General features: G+C 63.1%; 13 protein-coding genes. 1 reads left to right on the top strand and 12 read right to left on the bottom strand.

The genetic code is table 11. The annotated features are described in order from the left end of the window. The first annotated feature begins 1 nt into the window (after nt 1). Nucleotides 2–847 carry an arylamine N-acetyltransferase gene (locus IB267_RS21025; protein ID WP_192449404.1) on the top strand — a complete coding sequence of 282 codons (846 nt, stop codon included), beginning with the start codon at nt 2–4 and terminating at the stop codon, nt 845–847. Between the two features lie 19 nt (nt 848–866). Here the strand turns inward: IB267_RS21025 and IB267_RS21020 are convergent, their stop codons facing one another. From IB267_RS21020 to IB267_RS20965, 12 genes are all read right to left on the bottom strand, one after another. Further along, nucleotides 867–1,217, bottom strand: a complete 351-nt coding sequence (locus tag IB267_RS21020) for a DUF488 domain-containing protein (RefSeq protein WP_192449403.1) — start codon at nt 1,215–1,217, stop codon at nt 867–869. Between the two features lie 102 nt (nt 1,218–1,319). Next, nucleotides 1,320–2,057, bottom strand: coding sequence for a 7-carboxy-7-deazaguanine synthase QueE (queE, locus tag IB267_RS21015; protein ID WP_192449402.1), 738 nt, complete (start codon nt 2,055–2,057; stop codon nt 1,320–1,322). Next, nucleotides 2,054–2,410 carry a 6-carboxytetrahydropterin synthase QueD gene (gene queD / locus IB267_RS21010; protein WP_192449401.1) on the bottom strand — a complete coding sequence of 119 codons (357 nt, stop codon included), beginning with the start codon at nt 2,408–2,410 and terminating at the stop codon, nt 2,054–2,056. The genes queE and queD overlap by 4 nt, the downstream gene beginning before the upstream one ends. Beyond that, nucleotides 2,410–3,120: a 7-cyano-7-deazaguanine synthase QueC gene (gene queC, locus IB267_RS21005; protein WP_192449400.1), complete on the bottom strand. Its 711-nt coding sequence runs from the start codon at nt 3,118–3,120 to the stop codon at nt 2,410–2,412. The genes queD and queC overlap by 1 nt, the downstream gene beginning before the upstream one ends. Before the next feature lie 233 nt (nt 3,121–3,353). After that, entirely contained in the window at nt 3,354–4,487 is a 1,134-nt protein-coding gene (locus tag IB267_RS21000; RefSeq protein ID WP_192449399.1) for a YdcF family protein, read from the bottom strand. A 614-nt stretch (nt 4,488–5,101) separates the two neighbouring features. Next, nucleotides 5,102–5,458, bottom strand: coding sequence for an SPW repeat protein (locus tag IB267_RS20995; protein WP_043611028.1), 357 nt, complete (start codon nt 5,456–5,458; stop codon nt 5,102–5,104). Nucleotides 5,459–5,665: 207 nt separating this feature from the next. Beyond that, complete coding sequence (gene ggt / locus IB267_RS20990; protein ID WP_192449398.1) at nt 5,666–7,405, bottom strand: gamma-glutamyltransferase; 1,740 nt, start codon at nt 7,403–7,405, stop codon at nt 5,666–5,668. A gap of 252 nt (nt 7,406–7,657) precedes the next feature. Next, a complete protein-coding gene (locus IB267_RS20985) occupies nt 7,658–9,271 on the bottom strand; it encodes a GMC family oxidoreductase (RefSeq protein WP_192449397.1) in 1,614 nt (537 codons plus the stop codon). 21 nt (nt 9,272–9,292) lie between these two features. Beyond that, complete coding sequence (locus tag IB267_RS20980; RefSeq protein ID WP_192449396.1) at nt 9,293–10,510, bottom strand: mandelate racemase/muconate lactonizing enzyme family protein; 1,218 nt, start codon at nt 10,508–10,510, stop codon at nt 9,293–9,295. 5 nt (nt 10,511–10,515) lie between these two features. Continuing rightward, nucleotides 10,516–11,793, bottom strand: a complete 1,278-nt coding sequence (locus tag IB267_RS20975) for a nitrate/nitrite transporter (RefSeq protein WP_210335954.1) — start codon at nt 11,791–11,793, stop codon at nt 10,516–10,518. A gap of 108 nt (nt 11,794–11,901) precedes the next feature. Next, nucleotides 11,902–13,326 (bottom strand): aldehyde dehydrogenase, encoded by a 1,425-nt coding sequence (aldA, locus tag IB267_RS20970; RefSeq protein ID WP_192449394.1) that lies wholly within the window; start codon nt 13,324–13,326, stop codon nt 11,902–11,904. A 195-nt stretch (nt 13,327–13,521) separates the two neighbouring features. Beyond that, nucleotides 13,522–14,427: a LysR substrate-binding domain-containing protein gene (locus IB267_RS20965; RefSeq protein ID WP_246810780.1), complete on the bottom strand. Its 906-nt coding sequence runs from the start codon at nt 14,425–14,427 to the stop codon at nt 13,522–13,524. Nucleotides 14,428–14,637: the final 210 nt, after the last annotated feature.

Raw genomic sequence — 14,637 nt, 5'->3', positions numbered from 1 at the left:
CATGCGGAGCGCCCCATTTCCCGTCGACCTCGGCCGCTACTTCGCCCGCATCGGTCATGTCAGGCCGCTCTCGCCCGATCTCACAACGCTTGGCAGGATCGTCGCCCGCCATGCCGCGTCGATCCCCTTCGAGGCCATCGACGTGCTTCTCGGCCGCCGGATCGACCTTTCGCCGGCGGCGGTCGACGCCAAGCTCATCGACCGCCGGCGTGGCGGCTATTGCTTCGAGCAGAACGGCCTGTTGCAGCGCGTGCTCACGTCGCTCGGCTACCGGGTGGATCCCTTGATCGCCCGCGTCCTGTGGATGCGCGCCCCGGGCGCGCCGCCGCCGGCCTGGTCGCACATGGCGCTCCGCGTCTTCGTGAACGATGTCGGCTATCTGGTCGATGTCGGCTTCGGCAGTTGCGTGCCGACCGCGCCACTGCGTTTCGACCGGACCACGCCGCAACCGACGCAACATGAGCCGTTCCGTCTCAGCCGAACGCTCGATGGCTTCGTGCTGGAGGCATTACTTGGTCGTGACTGGGTACCGGTCTACGAGGTATCGCCGAGCATTTGTGGAGAGGACGCGTATCGGATCGCAAACATCGCGACATACACGGATCCGCATTCGCTTTTCCGACAGACCCTGCTGGTGACGTTGACCACCGAGGAGACACGTAACATCCTGCTCGGAAACCGGCTGACGATCCGTGACAGGAACGGCACCGTGACGCGCCAGGAATTCGATGCACCGGCAATCGAATCTGCCCTTATCAACGTCTTCGGATTACCCCTCGACGGCGACTGGAGCCGGATCGCTGCGCGCGCCGGCGGCGCATTCGAGGCATCCATTCCAACGACATGACGTGAACCCGGCGCCTCGTCTATCGATGGGTGAGGATGTAGCCTTTGAGGATCTCCGCATGATTGCGGGCCTCATCCTTCACGCTGTAAAGCAAAGTCACCGGGCCCTCAGCAATGCGCTGTCGCAACAGGTCAACTGCCACCGGATTGCCGTCGAGCTCGGCAAGGTAGCGCTCGCGAAACTCTTCCCACATGCCTTCATCCGCATGGAACCAGCGGCGCAGCTCCGTGGTCGGCGCTATGTCCTTCAGCCAGAGATCGACCGCGGCTTCCGCCTTGGTCAAACCGCGCGGCCAGAGGCGATCGACGAGGACGCGCATCCCGTCGCCATCGGCCTTCGGCTCATAGACACGTTTCGTCTTCAGCTGCATGAACGCCCCTCATTGGTCTTGATTTGAGGACCATAGCTGCCGCCGATTGGCGATCCAAGCGCGAAGGCGCTTGCCGGCAAGCGGTAAGGGCGCGCCTGCCGCCTACACCCCGCGCCTGTTGCCCCAGAGCAGGACGTGCAGCTGCGGCAGGACGCGGGCCTCGAACCAACGGTCTTCCGTCACCTTGCCGACAAGCCAGAGCATGCGATCGATGATGCCGTCGATGTCGACTTTGGCGTCGTCGTCGTCAGGGGGTGGAGGCGTATGGTTGCCAGGCTGCAGGTAGAGCGGCAGATGGGGGTACCGGGCCGCCGCGTCCCGGGCATAGGCATAGTCGCGTTCGTCGAAGACGACGATCTTCAGCGCCACGTCCGGCCCATCCACTGCCATGCGAAGACAGTCGTCGAACGCATGCCAATCCGTCTCCATGCCGCTCGACGGCGGCTTCGGACTCAAGACCAGTACGTCGAGATCGGCAAACCAGTCCTTGGCGAGGCTGCCCTGCGTCTCCAGCGCGAAGCGGTACCCCTCCTCGCGTCCGCGTGCGATCAGGGGCGCCAGCGGCTGGATCGCCGGGTTTCCACCGGAAAGCGAGACCGTCAGCGGCTTGCCGCCGGAAAGCTTGACGACCTCCTGCCAGATCTCCTCGACACCCATCGGCAGCCATTGCTCACGATATTCGCTATCGACCGCGTGCAGCGTGTCACACCAGCTGCAGCGATAATCGCAGCCGCCCGTGCGCACGAACACGGTAGGCAGCCCGATCAGGATGCCCTCGCCCTGGATCGTCGGTCCGAAGATTTCGCTGACACGGATGCGCGCTTCTTCCCGCCCGGTCATGGCCGGTATTCCGCCCAGGTCTTCGGCGTCTCGCTAACCCGCACCGCCGACGTTTCCGGCAGCCTTGCCTTGCACCATTCGTAGAAATGCTTCGCCAGGCATTCGGCCGTCACCCGGTCGTGGCCGAGAACCTCGTTCAGATGACGGTGGTCGAAGCTCTCGTCGATGTAGCGCTTCAGCGGCGAAAGCTCGTGATAGTCGCGCACGAAGCCGTGTTCGTTGAGCTCGGCGCCGGCAAGTTCGACTTCGACGACGTAGTTGTGGCCGTGCAGCCGCGCACATTGATGGTCAGCCGGCAGGCTCTTCAGTTGGTGCGAGGCCGAGAAATGGAATTCCTTGGTGATCCGGAACATCACTTCACCTCCTCGGCCGCAAAGGCCGACGTCGCCGCCACCCAGAAATCCGGATCCTCGTAGTCGGTCGGGTCGCCGACCCCGGCCAGGTGAAAAGCTTCGCGCCGCTCGACGCAGGTGCCGCAGCGCCCGCAATGGCGCGCGCCGCCCTTGTAGCAGGACCAAGTCGCTTCGAAGGGCGTCTGGTGGCTCGCACCGTCGGTGACGATGTCCGCCTTGGAGATCGTCACATAGGGCGCGTAGAGCCTGACGTCGGCGTAACCGTCGAGCGCCTGGTTCTGCATCGCCTGAAACGCGTCGATGAAGCCGGGACGGCAGTCGGGATAGATGAAATGGTCGCCGCCATGCACGGCGACGGCCACCGCATCCGCCTTCTGCGCCGCTGCCAACCCGAAGGCGATGGCGAGCATGATGGCGTTGCGGTTCGGAACCACCGTCGCTTTCATCGTTTCCTCGGCATAGTGCCCGTCGGGCACGTCGACATCGTCCGTCAATGCCGATCCGGTGAGATGGGCGCCGATCGCGCGGATGTCGATGATCTGATGCGAAACGCCGAGCCGCTTTGCGCAGGCGACGGCATAGTCCAGTTCCTTGCGGTGTCGCTGGCCATAGTCGAAGGAGAGCAGGCCAATGAGTTCTTGCTCGGCTGCGACCTTGTGGGCAAGCGATACCGAGTCCAATCCGCCGGAGCAGATGACGATTGTCTTCATGATAGGTGTCCTTGTTTTGACCGGGTAGGCTGCGACCGGATTACGGCGCGCCTTCTAGGGCAAAGCAGGACCGATGGGAAGCATTATGTTGAAGTGGGGGAGTACGCAGCCTCTTCCTGCGTGCCATACACGCGACCGGCGCATTCTCAAACTGAGCCAGAAACGCACGCGTCCCACCCCTAAATGCAAGGGTGGGACGCGCAAGCATCAGGTTTCAGGGGATGTTTCGATGGCTACTGCTGCAGCCCCGGATAGGCCCATACGCCCGAAACACGCATCAGATCACGGTAAATGACCAGTCGCTCGTCAGCCCCGACCTTTGCGGCTTCATCCTGGGTTGGCGCGTCCAGTGCATTCAGCGGCACCACGGCCGATGGCAGGTCGCGCTGCTTCAAGGCATCCTCCATGACCGTGCGCGCGCGGCGCATGTGGCTCGAACTGGTCACCAGGATTACCGTGTCGGCCTGATGCCGCACCAGGAGATTGGCGGCATTGATCACATTGCCGATCGTGTCTTTCGACTTGTCCTCAATCATGATGCGATCGCGACTGATACCCTTGTCGACCAGCCACTTGGACATGACGTCACCTTCCGTAACGCCATTTTTCGGCACGCCGCCACTCACCATGACAAGCGCTGTCGGGTTGGCCTCGGCGGCCTTCAACGTCACCTCAAGCCGGTCGAGCAGGGTTTGCTGCGCCTTGCCGTCATCGGCAAGCGCATAACCCAGCGCGACGATCACGACTTTGCCTGGCACGGTCGGGACGTCGAAGTTCGGCTTTTCAGCCATGATCTGTTCTGCCCGAACGAACCGCTTGCGGTACTCCTCCGCCCGCTCGCGATCGAGACCGGCCAGGGCCTGGTGGGCAAGCGCCGCGCTGGTCTCATCGCCACGAATACGGGCAATGGCCTCGAGCCAGCTTTGCGCATCAAAAGCGGTCGGGTCTTTGCCAAGGATGCCCTGGAAGGTCGCCTGGGCGTCGTCGAGTTTCTTCTGGATGATCTGGGTCGCCGCAACGGCATATTGGAAGTCCAACCGCTCAGGCGCGAGCGTCGCCGCTTCCTTGAAGGCTTCCTCCACGACATCATACTTGCCATGGAGCGTAATGCCCTTGAAGACTTCAGCTTCCGCCTTTTTTACGTCGCCGCCCGACCAGTAATACTGCATGCCGGTATCGACCAGCTGTTTGATACGGGCAGCGTTGGCCTGGTCGAAGGCGCCGGCCGGAAAGGCTGAAATGAGACACGCAGTCGCTGTCAACAGTCCGAGGAGGCGACGCCTTGCGCTGCGCGCCTTTACCGAACGCGGGGTTCCCGATGTAGTCACGGTCGACCCCGAGGGGGCAAAAATGGAACTCGGCTTCATTTAAATCTCCCAGTTTTCCGGTTGCCCGCCGGCTTTCTAGCCCTCGGGCCGATAGCGTTTCCGTATTCACTTCCGATTTGGCCCATCTCCTTGCGGCCAATATTAGAAATACCAAAACATGACCACCTGTCCAGGTCGCGGCGGCGCAACCACCCGGAACGGCGTCCAAAGCCGCAACAATTCGTGTTACATTTCTTACAGATAGCGAATACAAGTTGCGTGCGTGTTCCGAAACAGTCGCTGATTGGCGTTATATTGGTACTATCCAATTGCGCAGCAGGTGCGCGCAGCAGGCACGCGCAATCGCTGAATGACCAAGGTGTCATGGCGGGCCGGCAGTGATTTTCAGCAAATGCAAAGCCCGCTTCAACGACCTCGCTGCCGATGGGCCGTCGAGAACCTACCCCGCCGCTCGCGAAGTCTCAGCGCACTCTTTGCGCGCCGCTGTCGGAGGCACCATAAGGGGGGGGCCGATGCGCCGACCCGTTTGGACGGTTCGAAGGGACCTGAGGTTTGAAATCACGCGAATCCGAAGAGGATGGCTCCTCGCGGTTTTCAGATTTGCTCGCGGCCCGGCGCTGCGGCGCCGGGCCGCGACCTTTCCTTACTCATCGTCATGCATGCGCATGCGGATGCTGACGTTCGTCCCAGACGGCCCAGATCGCGAGCACGGTCACCAGCGCCCCGAGGACGACATGCGTCCACATGGGGTTGGGACTGGTCGAGAAACCGAGCAGCCAGGGTGAAGCGATCAGCCAGAGCCCGACGATGAGGCTTGCCCATTCTTCCCATTCCGCAAACATGGCAAGCGTCGCGATCGCCAGAACGCCGAGCACGACGCCGGCGCCCCAGGCGTTCCAGGCCGGAACGCTCTCGACAACGAAACCCATGATCCAGGGGGAGACGAACAGGCAGATTGCAAGAACCAGATTGATCCAGTCCTGTGCTTTCTTTCCTTCCATCAGTGCCATGACAACCTCCACGAATGAAGCTTGGCCAAAGCGTACGATCGCGTGCGGTCGCACGCTCTGAAAACATAATAAATTCAACCGGAACCGCTTTCAAATCTTTTTCGCGTGAGCACGTGGTGGGGCATGCGCAAAATCGAGCGGCGAACCGGCGATCCGCCGCCCTTAATCGGTGCCAAGGCACGGCTTGTGCGCCGTTTCGCGCGGGCTCTAGTAGCCGCGCGCAGCGCCCGCGCCGATGCGGCTGTCGACCGCGCCATTGTAGCGGGCGCCACCTCCGGCCTTGAGGTCAGACAGGCTCTCGCCGCCGACGAGAATGCCGGTCGCCTGCCCCCAGATCGTCCAGCTTTCGTCGATCTGGACGTTATGCCCCATAGCTGACAGCAGCTTGCGGGTATCGGGCGAGAGCGCATAAGGCTCCATGAACACCTTGTCCGGCAGCCACTGGTGGTGAATGCGCGGTGCGTCGACCGCCTCCTGGATGTTCATGCCGTGGTCGATGACGTTGAGGATCGCTTCCAGCGTGATGGTGATGATGCGCGCGCCGCCGGGGCTGCCAATCACCATGAACGGCTTGCCGTCCTTGGAAATGATCGTCGGGCTCATCGACGACAGCGGCGTCTTTCCGGGCGCGATCGCATTGGCCTCGCCCTGCACCAGCCCGTAGAGATTGGGCACGCCGGGTTTGGCGGTGAAATCGTCCATCTCGTTATTGAGCAGAATGCCGGTTCCAGGCGCCACCACGCCGGCGCCGAAGGAGCCGTTCAGCGTGTAGGTGACGGCGACGGCATTGCCCTCGTCGTCGATGATCGAATAGTGCGTCGTCTCCTTGCTTTCGCCGAAGCCCTTGGGGATCAGCGTCGCCGAAACGCCGGCGCGAAACGGGTCGATCTTGCCACGGATTTCCTCGGCGTAGGCCTTGTCGGTGAGCTTGCTGACGGGGTTCTCGACGAAGTCCGGATCGCCGAGCGCCGTGTTGCGGTCGACATAGGCGTGGCGCATGGCCTCGATCATCACATGCACGGTCTCGGCGGCGCCATAGCCCATGTAGGAAATCGGATAACCTTCGAGCACGTTGAGGATTTCGCAGATGATCACGCCGCCGGAGGACGGCGGTGGCGAGGAGACGATGTCATAGCCGCGGTAGTTGCACTTGACCGGCTCCAGTTCGCGCACGGCGTAACGCTCGAAATCTGCTTTCGCCAGAATGCCGCCCTTCTCCGCGCTCGCCTTGACGATCTGGTCGGCAATCGCACCCTTGTAGAAGGCGTCGGTTCCCTTCTCGGCAATGCTCGAAAGCGAAGCGGCAAGGTCGGCCTGGATCAGCTTCTCGCCGGCGACGAACGGCTTTCCGTCCTTGAGGAAGATGGCGGCGGCGGCCGGGTCCTTGGCGAGCCTGTCCGTTTCGCCCTCGAAGGAATCGATATCGCCCTGTTCCAGCACGAAGCCGTCCTTGGCAAGTGCGATCGCCGGCGCGATCAATTCGGAAAGCGGCTTGGTGCCATAGCGACTGCGCGCGGCTTCAAACCCCATGACCGGCCCCGGCACGCCGACGGCGAGATAGCCCTCGGTGCTCAGGCCATCGACGACATTGCCCTTGGCGTCGAGATACATGGTCTTGGTCGCAGCTTGCGGCGCGCGTTCGCGGAAGTCGAGGAACGTCGTCTTGCCGTCCTTGAAGCGGATCGTCATGAAACCGCCGCCGCCGATATTGCCGGCGGTCGGATAGGTGACGGCCAGCGCATAGCCGACGGCAACGGCCGCATCCACCGCGTTGCCGCCGCTTTTCAGCACGGCAACACCGACATCGGACGCCAGGTGCTGGGCGGAGACCACCATGCCATGCTCCGCCTTCACGGGCTCGGGTGAGGCCGCCTGCACCGCCCAGGGCGTCAGGCTCGATGCAATAAGCAACGTAATCGACAAGGTCTTCAAGCGGGAACTCGGCATGCGTCTCTCCCTCGCAGGCTCGCGGCGCATTGCCAAAATTCAATGACCGTGGCCTCGCCGCGTCGAGCGCGGTGGCAACGATCGTTCGAGTAGGGGCAAGCACCTGATGTGGGCGGCTATGAAGTGCGGGAAGTATAGTCACGCTCAATCGACGATGGCAAATCACAGGTGTCTGCGGCCGACGCCCGAGCGCCGCCAGTCGGTCCGCGTCCGCTTACCCCGCCGTCGAGACGGGGAAGCGTCACGCAAGCGTCAGGCTGCATCCGCAAGGATCAGATCGGCGCCCTTTTCCGCGACCATCATCGTCGGCGCGTTGATGTTGCCGGCGGTGATGTTGGGGAAGATCGAGGCATCGACGACGCGCAGGCCGGGAACACCGTGGACCTTCAAGCGGCTGTCGACGACCGAACTCGCCTGGTCCGGCCCCATCGCGCACGTGCCGCAGAGGTGGTAGATCGAGCCCGAGTTTTCACGGAAATAGTCCATCAGCGCTTCGTCGCTTTCGACGCGCGGCGTCGGCGAAATTTCTTCCGCGGTCAGCGAGGAGAGCGCCGAGGCAGATGCGATGCGCCGGACGAGCCGGCTCCCCTGCAGCACCTCGTCGATGTCGCGATCGGTCGTCAGATAGTTCGGCCGGATCAGCGGTTTGGCCGAGGGGTCGCCGGACGCGATCGAGATGCTGCCGCGGCTGGTCGGGCGGCATGAGTTGAAGCAGATCAGGTAACCGGGATAGGGCTCCGGCTTCAGCCCGGCCTTCGGATCCTTCGGGATCCGGTAGGAGAGCGGGTTGAAATAGAGCTGGATGTTCGGCCGCTCTTCGTCGGGCCGGCCGCGGAAGAAGCCGCCCGCCTGGTTGACGCTCATCGAGAAAGGGCCCTTGCCGGTCAACAGATATTGCAGGCCGAGACGCATCTGGCCGAAGAGGCTGCCGAACTCGTCATTGAGCGTCGGGATCGTTGCGCGATAATAGAAGCTGGCGCAGAGGTGATCCTGCAGGTTCTGGCCGACGGCCGGCAGATGCCGGCGCGTTTCCACGCCCGCTGACGACAGCGCCTTGCCGTCACCGATGCCGGAGAGCTGCAGCAATTGCGGGCTACCGACCGCACCCGCGGCCAGGATGACCTCGCGCCCCGCCGTGAAACGCTGCCGCGTCCCGTTCTGGATGACATCGACGCCGGTCACGCGCCCATCTTCACCAAAGACCAACCGCTCGGCCTGCGCGTAGCGTTCGATCGTGAGGTTAGGACGCTTGAGCGCTGGCCGTAGGTACTCCGCGCTCGAATGCGAACGGCGGCCGTTGTTGGTGTTGACGTCGTAGACGCCAGCGCCCTCGATCGAGGCGCCGTTGAAATCCTCATTCAGCGGCAGTTGCAGCGATCCGCAGCTTTCGAGGAAGGCATCGGTGATCGGGTGCGTCATGCCGCGCATCGGCGTGATGTGGATCGGGCCTTCGCCGCCATGCCACTCCGATGAGCCGCGCGCATGGGTTTCGAGCCGGCGGAAATAGGGCAGGACATCGTCATAGCCCCAGCCCGTATTGCCGGCGTTTTTCCAGTCGTCGAAGTCGTCGCGCGCGCCGCGCACATAGATCATCGCATTGATCGAGCCGGATCCGCCCTGGACCTTGCCACGCGGCACGTAAATGCTGCGATCCTGAAGCGCGGCCTCCGGCTCGCTCGAATACATCCAGTTGACCTGGGGATTGTAGTAGCTGCGGGCGTAGCCGACCGGGATCTTGAACCAGAAGGAATTGTCGTTGCCGCCAGCCTCGATCAAAAGCACCCTGTGGCGACCATTTTCGCTGAGCCGGCTCGCAAGAATGCAGCCGGCCGACCCGGCGCCGACGATGATGTAGTCGTAGATCATCTGCATGTCCTATCGTCGGAGTTATCCGCGTGCCGGCGCGAAGGCCTTCACGTCCGCCGGCCGGCTGTCCATCTGCAGGTGCAGGCGCTCGCCGGTGTACGGCGTGTGCTTTTCGACGACGTCCATGTTGAGCTCGATGCCAAGGCCAGGCTCGCGCGACGGGATGATGTAGCCATCCTCGACGGCGAGCTTGGTCTTCAGCACATCCGCGTGGAACCCGCTGAAATCGAGGATCGCCTCATGGATAAGGAAGTTCGGTGTCGCGGCCGACAGCTGGATGCTGGCGGCAGCGCCCACCGGGCCGTTATAGAGATGCGGAGCGATCTGGGCGTAGTAGGCCTCGGCCATGCCGGCGATCTTCTTCGCCTCGAGAAGCCCGCCGACGCGTGCGACGTTCATCTGCAGAATCGAGGCGGCCTTGAGTTCGAGGATGCGCTGGAACTCATATTTGGTGGTCAGGCGTTCGCCGGTCGAAATCGGAATGGAGGTCGCACGCGCCACTTCGGCCATCGCCGCTTCCTGGCCCGGAGGAACCGGCTCTTCGAACCAGAGCGGGTCGTATTTTTCGAGACGCCGCGCCAGCCGGATCGCCGAGGACGGCACCATCTGGCCGTGCGTGCCGAAGAGCAGATCGGCGCTGCTTCCAACGGCCTCGCGGATCTTGCGGCAGAATTCCTCCGAGCGGTCCATCACGCCAAGCGAAAGCTGATGACCGGAATAGTTGGTGTAGGGACCGGCCGGATCAAACTTGACGGCGGTAAAGCCCATCTCGACCATTTCGACGGCACATTCGGCCGCGAGATCCGGATCGTTGAAGTCGAACTCGCCGGCGGCATTCTTCGGATAGAGATAGGTATAGGCACGCAGCTTCTCATGCACCGTGCCGCCCAAGAGGTCTGCGACCGGCCGGCCGGCCGCCTTGCCGATGATGTCCCAGCAGGCGATTTCGAGGCCCGAGACGATGCCCATCATCGTCGGATCCGGGCGCTGGGTGAAGCCGCTCGAATAGGCCGAGCGCCAGAAGCGTTCGATCTGGTGGGGATCATGGCCGAGCAGATGCCGCTCGAACACGTCCTCGATCAGGGGCGTCAGCGCCTTCGGATGGAACGAGGTCGCGTAAATCTCGCCGATGCCCTCGATGCCGCAGGCGGTCGTGAGGCGCACGAAGATCCAGTACATTCCGCCCACATGCGGCGGCGGGACGGCGACGGCATAGGTCTTGAGAGACGCGATCTTCATGGGGGTCATCCCTTTTTCTTGAGGCGGGCCATCAGCGCCAGGGTGGCGATGGCGCCAAGGACGCAGATGGCGGCGATGTAGCCGAAATAGAACTGGTAGCCGGCGATGCCGGGGTAGCGGTCCGAGAGATATCCGTTCACAAGCGGCAGGTAGGTGTCGGGCGCGTAGCCGACGAGCGAGATGATGCCGATCGCAAGGCCGGTGATGTTTGCCGGCACGTGGCAATCGTCGAGGATCGCCCAGTAGAGGCCGCGGATCGTGTAGGTGATGAGGCCGACGAGCAGCACCAGTCCGACGAAGAGGACCGTGGAACCGACGCCCGGCAGGGTGATCATCGCCACGAGGCTGGCGGCTGCGACGAGGAAGCTCAGGAGCAGGATGCCGGTCTTGCCGAAGCGGTCACCGAGCAAGCCGCCGCCGATGCCGCCGACCGGGCGCAGCCAGAGCTTGATCGTGACGATCAGGCCGGCCATGGCGGCGGAAATGCCGAAGCCGCCTTCCTGCAGATAGGCCGAGAAGCTGTAGGTTGCGAGGAACACGTGATAGCCGCAGAAGATGATGGCGGCGACGAGCCAGACCTCGGGGATAAGGAGCAGCGTCTTGATGTCAGCAAGCAGGTTGCCTTCGCGCTTGCGCGCGCCTTTCTCGACCGCGACGGGCTGCGACACGGCGAAATAGGCGATGCCGACGACGATGCAGAAGACGGCATAGAGCAGCACGACATCACGGAAACCCATCGCAAGCCCGGCACCGCGCGTTTCCGTCGTGAAGACGAAGAGCGCTATGGCGACGCTGGCGAGCAGCGCCTCGACCAGGCCGCGGCCGCCGTCGAGAATGCCGAAGAAGCGTCCCTGCTCATTGGCGCCGGCAATCAGGTTCACCTGCTTCAGCGTGGCGGCCCAGAACGTCAGGCCCGTCGTGACGCCGAAGCCGCAATAGATGACGAGAAGCGATGAGTAGCCGGGCAGCGTCGCGTACCAGAGGCCGAGCAGTCCCGTGCCGACCATGGAAACGAGGATCAGGATGCGCGGCTGGACGCGGTCGGCGAGCCAGCCGCTCGGCAGGTAGCCGACCAGGAAGCTGGTGCCGAGGATGGAATAGAGAACGCCAAGCTCGGTGTTGGTGAGCTTAAGCACCTCCAGCATCGTCGTCTGGTAGGATTGGCGCAGGTAGAGGATCGGATAGATCGCGCCGGCGGCGATTACGATCAGCGCCAGTTGCAGGTAACGGCTGCGGGCCGACACGGACGGCGCAGCGATGTCTGTATCGGAAATTGAGCTCAAGTGTCCTCTCCTCCCCGACCGATGGCGGGAGCAATGCCATCGGCCCGGTCTTGATGTTGATGTCCGAACAATTCCGGTTCCCGTCCGGAATTGCGTCATTTCAAATGATCAGTGTTTCAGGACGACGAGCCGGGTCTGGGTGAATTCCAGCATGCCGTGCTTGCCGTCGTCGCCGCCAAGGCCCGAGCGTTTCCATCCGGCGTGGAAGCCCTGATAGGGATCCGCCGGGAAGCGGTTGACGTAGAGTTCGCCCGCCTCGATCGCGTCGCTGGCCCGCATGACGGTGCGATAGTTCTCGGTGAAGAGCACCGAGCTCAGGCCGAACTGATGGTCGCTCGCCAACGCCAGCGCTTCCTCGAAGGTGGAATAGCGGACCACCGCAAGCACCGGACCGAAGACTTCTTCGCGCACGATTTCCATCTCCTGCCGGCAGCCGGAAATCAGAGTCGGCGGATAGAAGTAGCCCGCGCCTTCCGGCAGGTAGCCGCCGGTCTCGACCGTTCCGCCTTCCGCCTTCGCCTGTTCGACCATTTCGTGCACGCGCTTTTGCGCGGCGGCATTGGCAAGCGGTCCCATGCGGGTCGCATCCTCGCCGCGGTCGCCGAAGGCACGGGCTGCAAAGCCCTCCCGCAGCTTGGCGAGCAGCATGTCATGCACGCTTTCGTGCACATAGAGCCGCTCGGCGCTGGTGCAGACCTGGCCGCAATGGGCGGTCTTGGCGGCAATGATCGCCTGTGCCACAACATGGAGATCGGCGTCCGGTTCGACGATGACAGGCGTCTTGCCGCCGAGCTCAAGCGAGGGCTTGGCGATGTTTTCCTTGCAGTAGTCGAGCACGATGCGGCCGGCCGAAACGCTGCCAGTCAGCGTGATCATGCCGACGCCGGGATGGGTGCAGAGCGTTTTCGCAACGTCATGCGACATGGTGAGGATGTTGACGAGACCCTCCGGCAGGCCGGCCTCGACGATCGCTTCGGCAAAGGCGAAGGCGGATGTCGGCGTGTTGTTGCTCGGACGCACGACGACGGCGTTGCCTGCAATCAGCGCAGGGGCGATTTTGCGCACCAGCGTGTAGATCGGATAGTTGAACGGGATCAGACCGGCAACAACGCCGATCGGAACACGCTTCAGGAGAAGCGTCTCACCGGGATTGTCGCTCTCGATCACCTCACCCTCGATGCGGCGCGCCCATTCGGCGTGGTAGCGCATCAGTTCGGCGCCATAGATGACCTCGGCGGTCGCGTCGGCGAGGCTCTTGCCCGACTCTTTTGCCAGGGCAGCGCCGATGTTCTCGGCCCGGTTCTCCAATACGGTCGCCAGTTTGCGGAGCGCGTCACCGCGCTGGATAGCCGGCAGTGCCGCCCAGGCGCGCTGCGCCTTCATTGCTGCCTCGACCGCCGCTGCTGCCTCCTCATCCGTTGCTGCCGGCACCGATGTGAAGACCTGGCCGGTTGCCGGATTACGGACGTCGATCGTCACCGCAGACGTGCTTTCGATGAAACGACCGCCGGAAAAATTGCGATAGGGGCTCATGGCATCTCGGATGTGTTGGCCGCGGCTCCGGGCGCCAAAGGCGCGCAGGACAAGCGGACTGCGCGGGAGAGAGCACGACGAGCGACGGCCCGTCTCTCTCCCCGACCGAGACCGTCACGAAACTGTTGCGACGATGGGGCCGGAGGCACAAGCGAGTAATTTTCAGTGAGAGCATTCCAAAATGGAATGCTTGGCTCAGGCCGCGCGGTCGGCCGAAACTTCCGTAAGCAGCCAGTCGCGGAAAGCATCGACCTTGCTGTCGTTTCCTGCCTGGGGCCGCGTCACGAACCAGTAGGACTCATGCCCCTCGACTTCGACATCGAAGAGTTGCACGAGCTGCCCAGTTTCCAACTGAACCCGCACCATCGAACGATCGGCGACGGTGACGCCCAGTCCTGCGCAGGCCGCTTCGATCGCCAGATCGAGCAGGTCGAACTCCAGCCCGCCGCGGGTATCGACATCCTGGAACCCCGCCGCGTCGAGCCAGTGCCGCCACGTCAGATAGCGCCGGTCGGGCGAGGCAAGCACGTGCAGGAAGGTAAAGCGCTGAAGGTCGGTCGGACCCTCGACTTTCACCCCTTCGAGCAGTGATGGCGCACAGACGACCACATGCCGCTCCGTCATCAGGATGCTCGCATCCAGCATCGGCCACTCGCCATCGCCGAAGCGGATGGCGCAGTCGAGAAGACCTCGCTCGGCAAGCGTGTCCGTGGCTTCCGTGCTGAGGCTGATATCGACGTCGGGCAAAGCTGCGCGCAGTCGCGGCAGGCGCGGCAGCAGCCAGCGCTTGGCAAAGGTCGGCGGCACGTTGATCCGCAAGCGGTTCTGGTTGCTCTTCTCGGTAATGCTGCGTAGCGACACCTCGATGCTGTGAAACGCCTCCTGGATCGTCGCCAGCAATTCGGCGCCGGCCGGCGTCAGTTCGAGATGGTGGTGGCGGCGGATGAGCAGGTCTTCGCCAAGTTCGTCCTCGAGATTGCGGACCTGACGGCTGACGGCGCTTTGCGTGAGGTTGAGCCGCTCAGCCGCACGCGTGAAGCTGCGGGTCTGCCCGACCACTTCGAAGACCTTCATCGCCGACAGTCCAGGAAGTCTTCGCATCGATAACGTGGCCTCGATAAACGCTGCATCCCTACGGATTGTCGCGGGATCGATGCTTACTCTTGCGTGCCATGCTCCAGCGCACAAGCACGAAAATCCAAACCGCACCTACTGACCACAGTCATGCGTCCAGTTGCCTCGCAACGACAAACGGCGGCTCTCGCCGCCGTTTACCTATCCAATCCATCGCCTGGCCAAGCCCAGACGAAA

The sequence above is a fragment of the Ensifer sp. ENS09 genome (assembly GCF_014852425.1).
Taxonomy (GTDB): domain Bacteria; phylum Pseudomonadota; class Alphaproteobacteria; order Rhizobiales; family Rhizobiaceae; genus Ensifer.
Note: the sequence above shows the minus strand (reverse complement) of the source record. Positions and strands in the feature narration are given on the sequence as shown.